The sequence below is a fragment of the Peribacillus sp. V2I11 genome (assembly GCF_030817135.1).
GTDB classification, from domain to species: domain Bacteria; phylum Bacillota; class Bacilli; order Bacillales; family DSM-1321; genus Peribacillus; species Peribacillus simplex.
In genome coordinates this window covers 2,349,014-2,365,751 of sequence record NZ_JAUSYW010000001.1, presented here as the reverse complement: position 1 = coordinate 2,365,751, position 16,738 = coordinate 2,349,014, and the positions used below count along the sequence as shown (strand labels likewise).

General features: G+C 41.2%; 16 protein-coding genes and 4 tRNA genes. 1 reads left to right on the top strand and 19 read right to left on the bottom strand.

Translation table 11 applies throughout. The annotated features are described in order from the left end of the window. Nucleotides 1–271 precede the first annotated feature (271 nt). From QFZ73_RS11445 to QFZ73_RS11370, 16 genes are all read right to left on the bottom strand, one after another. Nucleotides 272–1,687: a peptidoglycan DD-metalloendopeptidase family protein gene (locus tag QFZ73_RS11445; RefSeq protein ID WP_307266035.1), complete on the bottom strand. Its 1,416-nt coding sequence runs from the start codon at nucleotides 1,685–1,687 to the stop codon at nucleotides 272–274. Between the two features lie 410 nt (nucleotides 1,688–2,097). Next, nucleotides 2,098–2,170: transfer RNA gene (locus QFZ73_RS11440), tRNA-Phe, on the bottom strand. A gap of 26 nt (nucleotides 2,171–2,196) precedes the next feature. Continuing rightward, nucleotides 2,197–2,272 (bottom strand) — tRNA-Asp (locus tag QFZ73_RS11435). 23 nt (nucleotides 2,273–2,295) lie between these two features. Continuing rightward, nucleotides 2,296–2,367: transfer RNA gene (locus tag QFZ73_RS11430), tRNA-Glu, on the bottom strand. An 8-nt stretch (nucleotides 2,368–2,375) separates the two neighbouring features. Beyond that, nucleotides 2,376–2,451: transfer RNA gene (locus tag QFZ73_RS11425), tRNA-Lys, on the bottom strand. A gap of 277 nt (nucleotides 2,452–2,728) precedes the next feature. Next, nucleotides 2,729–4,021 carry an adenylosuccinate synthase gene (locus QFZ73_RS11420; RefSeq protein WP_251427296.1) on the bottom strand — a complete coding sequence of 431 codons (1,293 nt, stop codon included), beginning with the start codon at nucleotides 4,019–4,021 and terminating at the stop codon, nucleotides 2,729–2,731. A gap of 290 nt (nucleotides 4,022–4,311) precedes the next feature. Next, nucleotides 4,312–5,676, bottom strand: coding sequence for a replicative DNA helicase (gene dnaB / locus QFZ73_RS11415; RefSeq protein WP_251427299.1), 1,365 nt, complete (start codon nucleotides 5,674–5,676; stop codon nucleotides 4,312–4,314). Between the two features lie 140 nt (nucleotides 5,677–5,816). Then, nucleotides 5,817–6,266, bottom strand: a complete 450-nt coding sequence (rplI, locus tag QFZ73_RS11410; protein WP_251427303.1) for a 50S ribosomal protein L9 — start codon at nucleotides 6,264–6,266, stop codon at nucleotides 5,817–5,819. After that, complete coding sequence (locus QFZ73_RS11405) at nucleotides 6,263–8,233, bottom strand: DHH family phosphoesterase (protein WP_251427306.1); 1,971 nt, start codon at nucleotides 8,231–8,233, stop codon at nucleotides 6,263–6,265. Before QFZ73_RS11405 ends, rplI begins: the two co-directional genes overlap by 4 nt. A gap of 41 nt (nucleotides 8,234–8,274) precedes the next feature. After that, the gene (locus tag QFZ73_RS11400; RefSeq protein WP_307266031.1) at nucleotides 8,275–9,222 is read right to left on the bottom strand and encodes a YybS family protein; all 948 of its coding nucleotides are present in this window, start codon (nucleotides 9,220–9,222) and stop codon (nucleotides 8,275–8,277) included. 235 nt (nucleotides 9,223–9,457) lie between these two features. Continuing rightward, the gene (rpsR, locus tag QFZ73_RS11395) at nucleotides 9,458–9,697 is read right to left on the bottom strand and encodes a 30S ribosomal protein S18 (RefSeq protein ID WP_034316147.1); all 240 of its coding nucleotides are present in this window, start codon (nucleotides 9,695–9,697) and stop codon (nucleotides 9,458–9,460) included. Nucleotides 9,698–9,744: 47 nt separating this feature from the next. Then, entirely contained in the window at nucleotides 9,745–10,272 is a 528-nt protein-coding gene (gene ssb / locus QFZ73_RS11390; protein ID WP_034316149.1) for a single-stranded DNA-binding protein, read from the bottom strand. Between the two features lie 69 nt (nucleotides 10,273–10,341). Further along, nucleotides 10,342–10,626: a 30S ribosomal protein S6 gene (rpsF, locus tag QFZ73_RS11385; protein WP_034316153.1), complete on the bottom strand. Its 285-nt coding sequence runs from the start codon at nucleotides 10,624–10,626 to the stop codon at nucleotides 10,342–10,344. A gap of 192 nt (nucleotides 10,627–10,818) precedes the next feature. Next, nucleotides 10,819–11,919: a redox-regulated ATPase YchF gene (gene ychF, locus QFZ73_RS11380; protein WP_251427312.1), complete on the bottom strand. Its 1,101-nt coding sequence runs from the start codon at nucleotides 11,917–11,919 to the stop codon at nucleotides 10,819–10,821. Between the two features lie 165 nt (nucleotides 11,920–12,084). After that, nucleotides 12,085–12,282: a DUF951 domain-containing protein gene (locus QFZ73_RS11375; RefSeq protein WP_034316158.1), complete on the bottom strand. Its 198-nt coding sequence runs from the start codon at nucleotides 12,280–12,282 to the stop codon at nucleotides 12,085–12,087. A 20-nt stretch (nucleotides 12,283–12,302) separates the two neighbouring features. Next, nucleotides 12,303–13,139: a mechanosensitive ion channel family protein gene (locus tag QFZ73_RS11370; protein ID WP_251427318.1), complete on the bottom strand. Its 837-nt coding sequence runs from the start codon at nucleotides 13,137–13,139 to the stop codon at nucleotides 12,303–12,305. A gap of 393 nt (nucleotides 13,140–13,532) precedes the next feature. On the opposite strand from QFZ73_RS11370, the gene yyaC reads away from it, so the two are divergent. Further along, the gene (gene yyaC / locus QFZ73_RS11365; RefSeq protein ID WP_251427321.1) at nucleotides 13,533–14,168 is read left to right on the top strand and encodes a spore protease YyaC; all 636 of its coding nucleotides are present in this window, start codon (nucleotides 13,533–13,535) and stop codon (nucleotides 14,166–14,168) included. Nucleotides 14,169–14,221: 53 nt separating this feature from the next. On the opposite strand, the gene QFZ73_RS11360 is transcribed toward yyaC, so the two are convergent. Genes QFZ73_RS11360 through QFZ73_RS11350 form a run of 3 tightly spaced genes read right to left on the bottom strand, consistent with a single transcriptional unit; the run spans nucleotide 14,222 to nucleotide 16,591 of the window. Further along, nucleotides 14,222–14,923 carry a DUF554 domain-containing protein gene (locus tag QFZ73_RS11360; RefSeq protein WP_251427323.1) on the bottom strand — a complete coding sequence of 234 codons (702 nt, stop codon included), beginning with the start codon at nucleotides 14,921–14,923 and terminating at the stop codon, nucleotides 14,222–14,224. A gap of 53 nt (nucleotides 14,924–14,976) precedes the next feature. Further along, nucleotides 14,977–15,837 carry a ParB/RepB/Spo0J family partition protein gene (locus QFZ73_RS11355; RefSeq protein WP_251427326.1) on the bottom strand — a complete coding sequence of 287 codons (861 nt, stop codon included), beginning with the start codon at nucleotides 15,835–15,837 and terminating at the stop codon, nucleotides 14,977–14,979. Next, nucleotides 15,830–16,591 (bottom strand): ParA family protein, encoded by a 762-nt coding sequence (locus QFZ73_RS11350; protein WP_076368556.1) that lies wholly within the window; start codon nucleotides 16,589–16,591, stop codon nucleotides 15,830–15,832. The genes QFZ73_RS11355 and QFZ73_RS11350 overlap by 8 nt, the downstream gene beginning before the upstream one ends. Nucleotides 16,592–16,738 lie beyond the last annotated feature (147 nt).

Below are 16,738 nucleotides of genomic sequence, written 5' to 3'. Positions count from 1 at the left end.
CTCCTTTTTAATAACTGAACTGAATCTATTAAAAACCGTGTCCTTATCCGGGACCTCATTCACTTTTCCTTCTGCTTGCACCAAGCTGGCAACCTAATTCAGCAAAGGTATATATATATACCCAATAAAAGGGGCTGAACACCGGGATGAAAGCAAATTGTCTCTATTCTACTTTATCATTTTATAGGCATTAAATCACCTTTTTCCTATTATTCTCATCTATGTATGAAGCAGAAGAAGTCTTCGAATATTTTTCGAAGACTTCCAGCGATTACTGACTTATATAGTTTAGCGGATTGACGAGAGACTCGTTTTTATATATTTCAAAATGGAGGTGGACACCGGTCGAGTGCCCTGTTGAACCCATCATGCCAATTTTCGTGCCTTTTTCAATCTTTTGTCCTGCTTTTACATCTATTGAATCCAAATGGGCATACACGGTCTTGTACCCATTATTATGATTGATCGTTATCTTATTTCCATATCCTCCGGAGTTTCCGGCAGTTTCGATTATCCCATGATCTGCTGCCGTTATTGTCCTGGTGGTTGGCCGGGCAATATCAATGCCTTTATGAAGTTTCCCCCAGCGCTGGCCCTGCTTGCTGGAAATATAGCCCCCATCTGCAGGCCATGAATATATACCGCTGCCCTGTGAAGGAATGACCTTGGTGCCTTTTCTGGTGATTTCTGTTTTTGCTTCCGTGACCTCTTTTTTTACAATCGTTTCACTGATTTTCTTCCCGTTTGTTTCAGTTACATTATAGGTGAACGCCTGAATCCCCTCATTCCCTATTTGTTCAGTAATGAGTTCGCCCTTAGGAAGTTCGTCATCCTCCTTCACTTTCTTTTCAAAAGGAATCCTCTCTTCCTTAAACACTTCTCTTTCTACCATTACGTTCACATAGGGGGTACGCTGGGTCACATAGAGACGCTCGCCCTCTTTAATACCTTTGTTCTCATCCTGTCCCGGATTTAGCTCCAGCAGTTGGTCCAGGTCCATATCATGCCTAGTGGCAATGGCTTCAAGATCCTCTTCTTCCTTGGCCTCATAAATCGTCTTTTCTTCCTTTCCTTCTTCTATCATGGAAAGGGTTTTATCGACGCTCTTGATTTCGCGTGGATATACCATTGTCTCTTTAAACGTAATGGGAAGTGAAAATACGATGTCCAGAATTCTACTTCCTGGCTCATTTAACGAATCCGCATCTTTATCACTTTCCTTTTTACCTGATTCGTATTCAGCGTATTCCTCTTCATCTACATATAATAAAGTGATTTTCTCCATAACGTCCTCGGCATTTTCCTTTGACGCAACATAAGCGACCGCCTGATTATCTATGTCGATTTCATACGCCTTTGCCTTCACATTCAACCGATCTTGAATATCCTTAACAGCCTGGTCCTCTTTTACCTCTTCAACGAATACCTCTTCAGGTACAAATGTCAGCTGTGTCTCCTTATCGAATGTAAAGTCAGGATAATCTTCCTGTGCTTCTTCTACCTTATCGGCTACGATCTTTTCGATTTCCGTTTCATCCGTCACACTTCCGATGAACTCATCGTTAAGATAAACATGCTGTATGGTTGTAGTTTCCGATAGCCCAGCAGCAGTTGCCCGATTTCCTGCAAGCACTAAAATGACGGAAACCATCAACAGGATGATCCCCTTACCTTTTGAGCTAAACATATATTGTCCTCCTTAACGGCTCAGTCACCAATTAAGAAACTAATCAAATTTATTTTGAGTTTTATTAGTCCGATTTAAATATCCACATGCTTATGACTGATTTCTATAATGATTTTTATCACTCATAACTCTACCATATTAAGAAAAAAAACAAGAAACAGACTTCATAATGTAATAGAACTGTATAAATGGTGACAACATGTACCAATAAATATGGTATTGGGAAAGGTTCAATAAACTGCGGAAAAAGGAGTGGAACTAAGCCCAGTAAGGTTAATAGCGAGTCATATGCCGAATTGGCCGAAATTGGTATGTTACAAATCGTTAACAATCTATTAACAAAATTTCATTTAAAATACATTGGATGCAAAACAAAAAAACGCCCTAAAGGAAAGGCGTTATTAAAAGGATGGCTCAGGACGGAATCGAACCGCCGACACAAGGATTTTCAGTCCTTTGCTCTACCGACTGAGCTACTGAGCCAAATATTCTATTTTTAAAAAATAAAATGGCGGTCCCGACGGGAATCGAACCCGCGATCTCCTGCGTGACAGGCAGGCATGTTAACCGCTACACCACGGGACCAGTAAAGCATTTATATAAAGAAGTGACCCATACGGGATTCGAACCCGTGTTACCGCCGTGAAAGGGCGGTGTCTTAACCGCTTGACCAATGGGCCGGAAAAAATGGTGAGCCATGAAGGATTCGAACCTTCGACCCTCTGATTAAAAGTCAGATGCTCTACCAACTGAGCTAATGGCTCGTTCTAATGAAATGTTTCTTTGCAGGATGTCTTCACATCTCCATGCAGCTTGTTAATGGCTCGTTCTATTGTGACGACGCTTTTGATAATATCATGGTTAATACAGTTTAGGCAATAGTTTTTTGAAATAAAATTATTTTTTTCTTATCTTTTTCATTTTCCCTACTGTTTCAATCCATTCATTCGGTATCCCGGACCTCCCTAACGTGACATATAGTGCATGGATCTTAATAATGAAAAAAGAGCCGGCAAAAAAAGCCAGCTCCCTTTTCATGAATTACGCTAGACGCCAAGGGCTTCTCACGACATTAGTTTGGTTACGGTCAGGACCGACAGAGAAAGTCGTCAAAGGAATGCCTACCAATTGAGATACGCGCTCTACATAGTGGCGAGCGTTCTCTGGAAGCTCATCCAATGATTTGCAACCTGTGATGTCTTCTGGCCAGCCTGGAAGCTCTTCATAGACTGGTTTACATTCGCCAATCGCTTTCAAAGTCGCTGGAACCTCATGAATGATCTCGCCTTTGTAATCATAAGCCACACAAATTTTGACCGTATCAAGACCTGATAATACGTCAATCGAGTTCAATGATAAATCGGTAATCCCGCTGACACGGCGAGCATGGCGAACGACAACAGCGTCAAACCAGCCTACACGGCGCGGTCTGCCTGTAGTTGTACCATATTCACGGCCAATTTCCCGGATTTGGTTGCCGACTTCATCATGTAATTCTGTTGGGAAAGGACCATCGCCCACACGGCTTGTATATGCTTTACATACTCCAACCACATGGTTGATTTTCGTAGGACCTACACCAGAACCGATTGTAACTCCACCTGCAACTGGGTTAGATGAAGTGACGAATGGGTATGTTCCTTGATCGATATCAAGCATAACACCTTGTGCCCCTTCGAATAATACCCGTTTTCCTTCATCAAGTGCGTCATTCAATACAACGGATGTATCACAAACATATTTCTGCACTTGTTGTCCGTACTCATAGTACTCTTCCAGGATATCTTCGATTTTGAAACCTTCCGTTTCATAGAAACGTTCAAACATACGGTTTTTTTCGACAAGATTTTGAGACAATTTTTCCTCGAAAATTTCACGGTCCAAAAGGTCTGCCATGCGGATTCCGTTACGAGCAGCTTTGTCCATATATGCAGGGCCGATTCCCTTTTTAGTCGTTCCAATTTTGTTGGCGCCTTTACGGTCTTCTTCGACTTCATCCAATTTGATATGGTAAGGAAGAATGACATGTGCACGGTTCGAGATACGAAGATTATCCGTACTCACTCCGTGGCTATGTAAATAAGCAAGCTCCTCTACAAGAGCTTTTGGATCAACCACCATACCATTTCCAATGACACAAATCTTATCACTATAAAAAATCCCTGACGGAATTAAATGCAGCTTATAGGTAACACCGTTAAATTTTATTGTATGCCCTGCATTATTCCCACCTTGATAACGAGCGATGGCTTCCGCATTTTGGGATAGAAAATCTGTTATTTTACCTTTACCTTCGTCTCCCCATTGTGTACCGACTACTACAACTGATGACATCTGAATAAAGCACCTCCAAAGGTTCACGTAATACCGATCATTAACCGGTTCTTATCAAACAAACCTATTTTATCAATAATCCAAACTGGAAGTCAATACAAAATCCGAACAATACACATTTCAATAAATACTTCGTTCGTAAATATAAGAAAATTCTTTCCGGTTTTACATTGGTTTTTTGGATTGTCAATCATTATTGTACCCTTTGATTTCTTTTTCTATTATCACAAGGTCCTTTCTTTTCCCCAAAACAAAGAAAGCCCGCCATTGCATGAATGACAGGCAGTTCCCTAGGCGCCGGGAGACATCGAATCATCATCGAAGCGACGTTCAAGGTTAACGAATTTATTATATTCTTTTACGAATGCAAGCGAAACCGTGCCTACTGGACCATTACGCTGTTTCGCTATAATGATTTCGATGATATTTTTATTCTCGGATTCTTTATCATAATAATCATCACGGTATAAGAATGCGACGATATCAGCATCTTGCTCGATACTCCCGGATTCCCGGATATCAGACATCATCGGGCGCTTATCCTGACGCTGTTCCACTCCCCGCGATAGCTGGGAAAGGGCGATGACGGGCACTTGAAGTTCACGAGCGAGCGCTTTGAGTGAACGTGAAATCTCGGATACCTCTTGCTGGCGATTGTCGCCTGAACGACCATCGCCTTGAATCAACTGCAGGTAATCGATCAATATCATGCCAAGGCCATGTTCCTGCTTCAAACGACGGCATTTTGAACGGATTTCACCAATCCTCACACCTGGTGTATCATCGATATAAATGCCTGCATTCGACAAGCTTCCCATCGCCATCGTCAGTTTACGCCAATCCTCATCAGTTAAGGAACCTGTCCGTAAATTCTGAGCGTTGATGTTTCCTTCAGCACAGAGCATACGCATAACGAGCTGCTCTGCACCCATTTCAAGACTGAAAATCGCTACATTCTCCTCCGTTTTGGTCGCAACGTTTTGAGCGATATTCAATGCAAAAGCGGTTTTACCAACAGAAGGACGGGCGCCGACTATGATGAGGTCATTACGTTGGAACCCTGCTGTCATTCGATCCAGTTCAGCAAATCCTGTCGGTATTCCCGTGACATCCCCTTTACGGGTAGTCAAAATTTCTATGTTATCGTACGTCCGCACCAATACATCCTTAATATTTTGAAAAGCCCCGGAATTCTTACGCTGGGCCACTTCCATGATCGTTTTTTCTGCTTCCCCGAGCAGCTCCTCGACCTCGTCCTCGCGACTGTAGCCTTCCTGAGCGATGTTGGTCGCTGTCCTGATCAAACGACGAAGCAATGACTTCTCCTCGACGATGCGGGCATAATATTCAATATTGGCCGCGGTAGGCACCGATCCGGCCAATTCACTTAAATAAGAAACGCCGCCAACTTCTTCAAGGTTTTTTGTCGCAGCCAGTTCCTCTGTCACCGTGATCAAGTCGACAGCTTTTCCTTCGTCATTCAACTTAAGCATCACATTAAAGATTTTTTGATGAGAACTTCTGTAAAAATCCTCTGGAATCAAAACTTCCGATGTAACGGTCAATGAAGATGGCTCAAGAAAAATGGCTCCTAGTACAGCCTGTTCGGCTTCTATATTTTGAGGGGGAATCCTATCCTGAAATTGTTCTATCATATCTTAAAACCTCCCATTCTAAGAGGATACCTTTTATATGTTTCTAGTAAAAAAGAAAAAAGTGAAAGGACAACATGCCCAATCACATTTTTCGTCTATCTCTATTTTATCAATTTTTCACAGATATGAAACAACTAAAATTAGTTAATTTCTTTCACATGCACAGTCAGTGTCGCCGTGACTTCAGGATGAAGCTTGACTGGAAGCTTTGTATGCCCTAAAGAACGGATGCCGTCAGCAAGCTCCATTTTACGTTTATCAACCTTGATACCGTGTTTTTTCTGAAGCTCTGATGCAATTTGTTTAGTCGTGATGGAACCGAATAAACGCCCGCCCTCACCGGCTTTGGCAGATATTTCAACCGTTAATTTCTCCAGCTGCACTTTCAATTCCTCAGCATGCTGCAGTTCTTCTGCTGCAAGTGATTCTTCTTTATTTTTCTGAGCTTCCAATGTTTTTACATTTGTATTATTTGCTTCAACGGCCAATCCTTGTTTAAGCAGGAAATTATGTGCATAACCATCTGCAACATTTTTAACTTCCCCTTTTTTCCCTTTACCTTTAACGTCTTTAAGAAATATTACTTTCATTCTTTTTGTCCCCCTTCTAAATATTCATCAATAGCTGTTTTTAATCGACTTTCGGCTTCATCAATGGAGCATACCTGCTGAGTGGCTGCATTTGTTAGATGGCCGCCTCCATTCAACATTTCCATGATCACCTGTACATTGATATCACCAAGAGAACGCGCACTTATGCCAACTGTATCATCAGATCGCTTAGCCATTACAAAGGAAGCGACAACGCCATCCATGGTCAATAGGGTGTCCGCAGCCTGAGCAATGAGCACCTGATTATGAACCTGATCGGTCTTTGCCGCGGCAATGGCAATTCCCTTTTTATAAAAGATGACTTCTTCAATGAGCTTCGAACGTTTGATATAGGTGTCCACGTCTTCTTTTAAGAATTTCTGGACAAGTACCGTATCAGCTCCATGCGCCCTTAGATAAGAGGCTGCATCGAAAGTACGTGAACCTGTTCTTAAGGTGAAGCTTTTCGTATCGACGATGATACCTGCAAGAAGCGCCGTCGACTCCAGCATATCAATCTTTGAGCGTTTCGGCTGATATTCAAGCAGTTCGGTTACAAGTTCTGCTGTTGAAGATGCATATGGCTCCATATAGACGAGCAATGAGTTCTTGATGAACTCCTCGCCCCGGCGATGATGGTCGATGACTACAACCTTATCGATCCTATTCAATAACCGCTCTTCAATTACCATCGAAGGTTTATGTGTATCGACCACAACCAGCAAGGTCTCATCCGTAATCATTTCAAATGCATCATCAGGTGTTATGAATCGGGCATACAGCTCTTCTTTATTTTTGATCTCATCCATTAAACGAAGGACACTGCTATCGAGCTGTTGGGTGTTAATGACAATATAGCCTTCACGTTCATTCATTTGGGCAACTTTCAAGATGCCGATCGCTGAACCGATTGCGTCCATATCCGGGTTTTTATGGCCCATGACAATGACTTTATCGCTATCAAGGACTATATCCTTCAATGCATGGGAAATCACACGGGCACGGACCCTCGTGCGTTTTTCCATCGGATTCGTTTTGCCGCCATAGAATTTCACTTTTCCATTCGCTTGCTTTATGGCTACTTGGTCACCGCCACGTCCTAAAGCGAGATCCAAGCTGGACTGCGCAAGCGTACCTAGTTCCGGCAAGGATGACACGGCCGAGCCGACACCGATGCTCAGGGTCAATGGTACATTTTGCTTGGCCGTCGTTTCCCTGATTTCATCCAAAATCGAGAATTTCCCCTTTTCAAGCTGCTGAAGGATATGCTCATTAAAGACAGCAATGAATCGTTCCGAGGAAACCCGTTTAAAGAAAACGCCATTATCCCTTGCCCATTTATCAAGAAGGGAGGTAACCAAGCTATTAATGCTGCTTTTACGCTGATCATCCATACCCTGTGTCAAATCATCATAGTTATCAAGAAGAATGATCGCAATTGCCGTTCGCTCATCTTCATATAATTTCTCAATTTCCACTTGCTCCGTCACATCAAAAAAGTAAAGAAGCCTTTCCTCACGCTTATGGACCACCTTGAATTTCCGATCATGGAGCGTAAGCGTCTCTGTCTCGATCTCTTGCTTGATCAACGGTACTATCGAGTCCGCAACATCGTATAGCGATCTTCCTGCCAAGGAGTCTTCACTAAAACAAGATGCCAGGAATGGGTTGGTCCATTCAATGTAATAATCCTCATTGAAGAGCATGATCCCAATCGGCATTTCCAACAAGGCTTCCTCGCCTACCTTCTTTAAACGGTAGGATAAAGTCGTTATATACTCTTCTGTCTTTCGTTGCTTTTTTTCTACCATTCTTAATGTTAAATAAAATAAACCAGCAAGAATCAATAGTCCAACAAGTGCAATAACCCAATTATAATAAGCCAATACGCCCAAAAGCAAAACGACCGCGGCCAGCACCCCATACAAGGGGGACTTAATCGAGTATTCTTTCAAATAAGATGGCATAGTTTCAGCTCCTAAAAGCATCTGTTTTACAAAAAAGTCTTCTATTCCTTTTTCTTGATCGTCTCCCTAAAAGGAAAGCCTAAATCTATTATACCTAAAAATCGGACGGCCGTCGTAATAATCGGAATCGGCAGCAGCAAAGAAAAAACCACGATTAAAACAGGCATGGCCTTAGCCCATGACTTAACATGAGCGATATAGAATATCAGCGAATATCCTTGTAATAAAATGAAGAACTGCAGGATGAAAAAAAGGTTCGTTATGGCCATATATACAAAACTGTTCTTGTCCGTATTCACAAAAAGAGCAAGAAGCATCGTAATTAAATAATACCATAAAAGGCTTTTCGGGAGTTGCAGATCTCGAAAATGGGGCCATTTTAACGCCTTATCACTGAATCTCTTCACAATGGGATGTGCCGCAAAGAAAATCAATAAAACCATGATGACGGACATCAAGACGAATAAACTTGGCATCAGCGTGTTCATCATATCGATTGATTCATACATCCGCTTTTTGACTTGTTCCGTCGGTGCCTGTCCAAACGAATCCATGATGCCGATTGTATTTTCGAGCGACCCCTCAGCCATGTTCATCGATTCTTCTATGTAATTAACATCCGTTATCAATACTGAAGCTGCATATATTAATAAAATGCCTCCCAGGAAGACAAGGACTGCGCTTATGAACATATGTGCCATCGGTTTGTCCTTTTTCAAAAAATAGCCGATCGCAATTCCCGTTGCCCCCATGAGCAAGGTCAGCGGAACAGATAATATCGTCCCGATGAGGATTGACAATAACGAAGCTACAAATAAGTAACCAAGGCTCCACGATAACTTTTGCTTGATTGTGACCAGTATGAATGGAATGGGTAAAAAGAAAGTAGTGAAGATACCCAATAGTGGGACTTGGATGGTGATGAACAATAAAATGCAATATAGTGCCAGAAGGGCTCCTCCCTCGGCAATTCGTCTCCCGCTATTCATCCTTTTTCACCCCCTGTTATTTATAATGTCTTTTCTCCATCTTTATATTGTATCCGTTACGGCCAGGATATTTCAAACTTCACAGTCTTTTTTAGGATATGATTATTTTTTCTAAGGCAAACGCCCGGAAAACTTCCTTTTGAAATTAAAAAAACCGCAATTCCGCGGTTTTCATGCATAAGGGACAAGTTATAAAAAAGGCACATTAAGGATAACTCCTCAATGTGCCAATTTATTATTCACCAGATACGTATGGTAGTAATGCCATAGTACGTGAGCGTTTGATAGCAATCGTTAATTTACGTTGATATTTAGCACTTGTGCCAGTTACACGACGTGGTAAAATTTTACCGCGTTCTGAGACGAATTTTTTAAGAAGATCTACATCTTTGTAATCAATTTTAGTGATTCCGTTAGATGTGAAATAACAAACCTTTTTACGCTTACCGCGTCCTTTACGTCCACCCATTGCCATAATAAATTTCCCTCCCTGCATTTTAAATTTTCATTTTAAACGGCTGTTTAAAATGGAAGATCGTCATCTGAAATGTCGATTGTTTTACCGTCATTTGCAAATGGATCATCATCTACACGAGTGTAGTTGTTATTGCTCCGTTGATTCTGATTAGGATTTTGTCCATACGAATTGTTGTCATTTCCGTTATTATTGCCATAACTTCTTTGACCCCCACCGTAAGAACCGCCTTCATTTCTTTCACCCGCTGAACTGCTTCGTGGTTCAAGGAATTGAACACTCTCAGCCAGAATCTCCGTCACATATACGCGTTTGCCGTCTTGTCCTTCATAATTACGTGTTTGGACACGTCCATCCACGCCAGCTAAACTGCCCTTTTTCAAGAAGTTAGCTACATTTTCTGCCGGTTTACGCCAAACTACACAGTTAATGAAATCCGCTTCACGTTCACCCTGCTGATTCGTAAAACTACGGTTCACAGCTAAAGTAAAGGTAGCTACGGGAACTCCATTAGGTGTATATCGTAATTCAGGATCTTTAGTTAAGCGTCCTACCAAAACTACGCGATTCATCATCAGAATCAACCCCTAGGTTTCAAGCTTGTTTCATATGAAACAAGATTAGAATTTATATTAAATATCGAATTATACTTCTTCTCTAGTAGCCATGTGGCGAATAATGTCTTCACTGATTTTAGCAAGACGATCGAATTCTTGAATCGCAGCACTTTCAGCGTTAACTTTAAGAAGCATGTAGTAACCATCACGGAAATCATTGATTTCGTATGCAAGACGGCGTTTACCCCATTCTTTTGCTTCTACTTCCGCACCATTATCAGAAAGGATTGTGTTGAAACGTTCAACTAAAGCTTTTTTAGCTTCTTCCTCAATGTTTGGACGGATGATATACATAATTTCGTATTTTCTCATCACTGTCACCTCCTTTTGGTCTAAGCGGCCCAATTGGGCAAGGAGCAATTATTTATAATTACTCACAAGATGAAATTATAGCATAGTTAAAGAGGCTTTGCAACGAACTGATTGACTTATTACAAATAATTGTAATCTAATGATTTAAGTCTCAAAAAAAGACCCTACATGGAATGGTAGGGTCTTTGAATCTTAAACGTTAAAACGGAAATGGATAACATCGCCATCGTTAACGATGTATTCTTTTCCTTCCAAACGGACTTTACCCGCTTCTTTTGCAGCACCATGACTGCCCGCTTCAAGTAAATCGGTATAAGAAACCGTTTCGGCACGGATGAAACCACGTTCGAAATCCGTGTGAATGACGCCGGCACATTGAGGGGCTTTCATTCCTTTGCGGAATGTCCAAGCACGCACTTCCTGTACACCAGCTGTAAAGTATGTTGCCAATCCAAGCAGATTATAAGAAGCACGGATCAACTGATCAAGACCTGACTCCTCGATGCCAAGTTCAGATAGGAACATTTCCTTTTCTTCACCTTCAAGCTCTGCAATTTCTTCTTCGATTTTGGCACAAATCACGATTACTTCGGCATTTTCCTTAGCAGCATATTCACGAACTTGCTGTACATATTCATTATCATCAGCATTCGCCACTTCATCTTCGCTCACGTTCGCCACGTAAAGCGTCGGCTTCGCTGTAAGTAAATGCATGCCCTTCACGATTTTTTGCTGCTCTTCAGTAAACTCGACGGAACGTGCAGGCTTTTCATCTTCCAATGCTTCTTTTAAAGCCACAAGGATTTCATGTTCTGCCAAAGCGGCTTTATCTTTTTGCTTGGCCATTTTTCCGACACGGTCGATGCGTTTTACAACAGATTCCAAATCGGCAAGGATCAATTCTAGGTTGATGACTTCGATATCATCGATTGGATTTACTTTTCCGGAAACATGGGTGATGTTATCGTCTGCAAAACAACGGACGACTTGACAAATTGCATCCACTTGACGGATATGGGAAAGGAATTTATTACCCAATCCTTCTCCTTTACTTGCTCCTTTTACAATCCCGGCGATATCCGTGAACTCAAATGCTGTCGGAACCGTCTTTTTCGGTTTTACCAATTCAGTCAATTTTTGCAGACGGTGATCCGGCACTTCCACAATCCCGACATTTGGGTCGATCGTACAGAAAGGATAGTTGGCAGATTCCGCACCTGCCTGAGTAATTGCATTAAATAAAGTGGATTTACCTACGTTAGGCAAACCGACTATACCAGCTGTTAAAGCCATTTATATTTCACTCCTTCAAGATGATTCGTACATATGGAAAAGAACTGATCTTCTATAAAGACCCTCCAATTACCTAAACCTTTCCCAATTATAGATTTCGCTTCCTAAAAAGACAAGTAAATCATTGAGATGACAGGACCACTTTCACTCCAAAAAAAAGCATGATCATTCCTCATGCTTTTGCAGAACTTTTTTCATTTTCTTCGCGAATTCACGTCGGGGCAGCATCACGCTATGACCGCACCCTTCACATTTTATCCGGATATCCATACCGAGCCGTATAATTCTCCACTTATTCACTCCACAGGGATGTGGTTTCTTCATTTCCACAATATCCTTAAGTGCAAATTCCTTTTCTTCCATAACCATGAGCCCCCTAATTCCTATGACTCGCTGCCATTGTACGTAGATTTAATCCCACTTGAATCAAGCGCAGCACTTATTTCATTTCTTAATATCCTGCTGATTTCGATGTGATGCATCGGCTTTGTTTCCGCTTTAATCCGAAAGACGATTTCTTCAGGACTGATTTTTTCAATTCCCAAAAATTCAGGTGCTTTGACCAAGGCTTCGTATTTACCTTCCATACTGTTTAAAAGATCAATCAGCACCTTCTCAGCAAGCTCGACCGATCCATCGTTAGGGATGGTCACGTCAACCACAGCCACACTGTTTAAAATGGAATAATTTGTAACCTGAATGATACTGCCGTTGGGTATGAAGTGCAATTCCCCTGCACCGCTTTTAATTTTCGTTGTACGAAGCCCGATTTCAATGACTTCCCCTTCAAAATTATTGATTTTAATATAATCCCCAACCGAGAAATGATCTTCAAAAATAACGAAAAACCCTGTAATTATATCCTTGACCAAACTTTGAGCACCAAACCCAATGGCCAAACCGAGAACACCAGCACCGGCGAGTAACGGCATTACTTCGAGTCCAAAAATCTCCAGAATCATCATCAAGGCAATGAAATTGATGACATAGGTAATGATATTTTCCAGCAATTTAATGAGAGTCGCTTCCCTGCGCTCCGATACCCGAATGGGACTTCTTAAACGTGCTTTGAAAAATTTATTCAGAATAGTCTTTCCTATTGTAATAATAATACGCGATAACAACAGAACAAGGAAGATTTTAATAATGCCCTCGCCCATCAGCAGCCATATCTTTTCGTCCAATATCTCTTTTGTAACGTTATCATAAATGCGATCCATATTTTCCTCCTGCCCAATGCAAATAACTGCAAAACTTCTATGATCTTCTATATGATTTTTTCCCATATAGACGTATTCCTCTACCCTTCATGCATTGAGATAACCATGAATTAGAGAGATTTTCTCTATTTTATCAATAAATAATGGTTTCTGTACAAAAAAATTATGGGTATATAGGTAAAAGAATTAGAAGTTTTTTCCCAAATATTCAAGTAATTATTTACTAGAAAGTATAAATGAAAGCAATTGGTAGAGGAAGAACGTCGATTCATATCCCCTTCACCTGTTTGCATGTTCTACAAAAAAATCCCTCATCCATAATGTTAAATACCGTATATTTTTCCCTTTTTATCCGTATACTGTAATACCAAATAAAGTAAAGGAGTTGAGCCGATGAATCTGAATTCTAGTCTATTTAATAATAATAAAAATAGATTGAGCCGCATCCTGCATGAAGATACGGATGCATCCAAACAAATTTCCCAGGAATTAATCAACCTCCTACCAACCGGAAAGCTTCAACCAATCGTCATCGTCTGTATAGGCACAGACCGTTCCACAGGCGATTCACTCGGACCACTTGTCGGCACTCTGCTTAGTGAAAAAGCTGAAAACAGTTCTTCTTCATTCCATGTTTATGGCACTCTGGATGACCCTATACATGCGATGAATTTACAGGAGAAATTAAATGAAATTAAAAAGATTCATGCCAATCCCTTTATAGTCGGAATCGATGCTTGCTTAGGGAAAATGAAAAGTGTCGGCATCGTTCAAATCGGCCAGGGACCAGTAAAGCCGGGTGCTGGGGTCAATAAAGATCTTCCTTCCGTTGGAAATGCCCATATTACAGGAATCGTGAATGTAAGTGGATTCATGGAGTTCATGGTCTTGCAGAACACACGTCTTAATCTTGTGCTAAAAATGGCCAAAACCATCGCCGAAGGAATTTATGAAGCACAAAATCATTATCCAATAAAACCTTCCATCACTCCTTTCACATGGTCATTCAAGCAAGAAAAAACCCCTTGATCGGTTTTGCTTATCATAAAAAAGAAGGAAGGAGCCATCCCCTTCCTTTTTTTTTATACATAATACATGAAAGTAACCAGAATGGCAGTGATCATTATGCCTGGAAGCAGATTCGCCACCCTAATTTTGGTGACACCGATAATATTCAAACCAATTGCCAAAATCATGACTCCCCCAGTTGCCGTCATTTCCAATATGAAGGAATCCATTAAAGCAGTTGGGATCATCGTATTGATCTGCCTTGAAAAAATCGCTATGAATCCCTCATAAAGAATGATCGGAAATGCTGAAAAAAGTACACCTATGCCAAGTGTGCTGGCGAGGACCAGTGCTGTAAATCCATCGATGATCGCTTTTGTTATCAAAACGTCATGATCATTCCGGATACCGCTATCCAGGGCACCGATGATGGCCATTGCCCCAATGCCAAATATGAGCGTAGCCGTTACAAACCCTTGAGATATCGAAGTTCCTTCCTTCGCTTTCATCCTGCGTTCAATCCAATTGCCTAAAGAAATAAGCCTGCCTTCAAGATTCATCCATTCACCCAGGACAGCCCCTCCGACAATACTTAAAATGACAACAAGGAAATTATCGCTTTTAAAGCCCATCTGCAAACCTAAGACCATGACGGCTAAACCGATACCGCTCATGACCGTTTCTTTTATCTTTTCAGGTATATGCTGTAAAAACCTTCCTAAAATCGAACCGATTAAAATACAGGCACCATTCACCAAAGCCCCTAATAATACCATCTCATCCACCTAATTTTCTGCATATGTCGTGACGTTCTTTTCATAAAGGGGATCTAAGAGGAAAGGTTCTCTTGATCGATCAAGTTCAAAATTCTCTCTAAATCTTCTTTTGAAAAGAATTCTATTTCTATTTTTCCTTTTTTCTTGCTTTGTTTTATCGTTACGCTCGTTCCTAGTCTTTCACGCAGACTTGTCTCCCGTTGCTTTATGAAGATATCTTTTTTCTCTTGTTTCTTAGTTTTGGTTTCACGTGAAACGGTATCATTCAATTGATGTATATATTGCTCTAGCTGTCTGACATTCATACCTTCTTTGAGGATTTTATCCACTACCGGCTTAAGCATCTCTTTTTTCTTTAAACCTAGCAATGCCCGGCCATGCCCCATGGAAATTTCCCCGTCGGAGATATATCTCCTAATCCCTTCAGGCAAAGATAGTAATCTAACATGGTTTGCTATATGGGGTCGGCTTTTACCCAGCCGATTGGCCAACTGCTCCTGGGTAAATTCCAATTTTTCAAGAAGCGTTTGATAAGCGGCAGCCTCCTCGATCGGATTCAAATCTTCCCGTTGCAGGTTTTCCAATATCGCCAGTTCCATCATCTGCTGTTCACTCAATTCCCTCACAACGACAGGAACTGTCTTCAAACCAGCTTCCTTGGCAGCACGATAACGCCTTTCCCCAGCCACGATTTCATATCCCTTAATACTTTTCCGGGCAATAATCGGCTGTAAAATCCCGTGTTCCATGATAGATTGCTTTAATTCCTCTATAGCTTCAAGCCGAAAGCTCTTTCGGGGCTGATAAGGATTTGGCCTTAATTCCCTTAATTTGATTTCGTGCACGATTTCATCTTTACTGATCTCCCCACTGTTGAAAAGTGCGTTAAGTCCTTTGCCAAGCCCTTTAGCCATTTGATACCACTTCCTTTGCCAGTTCTAGATAGACCTCCGCTCCTCGTGACTTTGGATCATATATAATTATCGGTTCTCCATGGCTCGGTGCTTCACTCAAACGGACATTGCGGGGAATGATGGTTTGATAGACTTTATCCTGAAAGTATTTTTTGACTTCTTCTATGACCTGGAGACCTAAATTTGTTCTTGCATCCAACATCGTCAATAACACACCCTCGATTTTCAAATCATGGTTCAAATGCTTTTGGACGAGGCGGACCGTATTCAATAGTTGACTCAAACCCTCCAATGCATAATATTCACATTGCACTGGAATCAAAACAGCATCAGCGGCCGTTAAGGCATTAAGCGTAAGCAAACCCAATGATGGAGGACAGTCAATCACAATGTAATCATATTGGCCTTGCACCTCTTCTAACGCCCTTTTTAATCGGACTTCCCTTGAGATGGTTGGAACAAGTTCAATTTCTGCACCTGCAAGTTGAATAGTCGCAGGTATAGCATATAGGTTTTCTACCTTTGTTTCCATGATAACGGTACTGGCCTCGACATCATCGACCAATACATCATAAATACATTGTTCCACATCTGCTTTGTCAATACCTGCACCGCTTGTGGCATTTCCCTGAGGGTCAATGTCGACCATTAAGACTTTCTGTCCAATGTATGCAAGACAGGCACTTAGACTGACAGAAGTTGTCGTTTTTCCAACACCGCCCTTTTGATTGGCAATGGCGAGAATCTTACCCACGAATTCACCTGCTTTCAACTATCTTCATCACACTATATCTATTGATTTTTACCGTAAATCCATTTATTTCTTTCTATTTTATCATGAATGTTACGGGAAGAAATCGTTTTCTGAAATTCCTCTTAAAATTTGAAATTTATCTAAAAA